At 48.8% G+C, this 441-nt stretch carries 1 pseudogene; it reads right to left on the reverse strand.

What is annotated here, in order from left to right:
- Positions 1–46: 46 nt before the first annotated feature.
- Positions 47–364 (reverse strand): annotated as a pseudogene (locus ACTHTY_RS12045) (transposase); the annotation flags it as partial.
- Between the last annotated feature and the right edge of the window lie 77 nt (positions 365–441).

Consider the following 441-nt stretch of genomic DNA (forward strand, 5'->3'; position numbering starts at 1 on the left):
TGAGCAATTCGTACAAGGTTGCGTCTTGCACCAACCCTTTCCCTTATCGGCATAATGTGCTTTAAGTGTGTATGCGCAGTGCGTCAAAACGGCAAAACAGGTTGAAATCGATGCGGGTGATGAGGCTGTGTTCCAGTTCGGGATCGGAGAGGCTGTGCCAGTGTCCGAGCAGGACGGCTTGGAACATGGACAACAGGGGATAGGTAGGACGACCGCGGTGGTCTCGGAGGTAACGGGTTTTTTGACGATTCAGGTACTGTTCGATCGGTTACCAATCAATCACCTGATCCAACTTCAATAGCTGTAAACGGTCGATGTGTTTGTCGATCATGGCTTGGGCGGTTTGCTGGAAGAAGGTGCTCATGAGAAATCCCCTAAATGTCTTGATGGGAATTTAGGGGATTTTGGGGAATTTTGCAAAAGTCTCAGTCAGTTGATTTT

This window comes from Neisseria sp. P0019.S002 (assembly GCF_051957155.1).
Lineage (GTDB): Bacteria > Pseudomonadota > Gammaproteobacteria > Burkholderiales > Neisseriaceae > Neisseria > Neisseria perflava.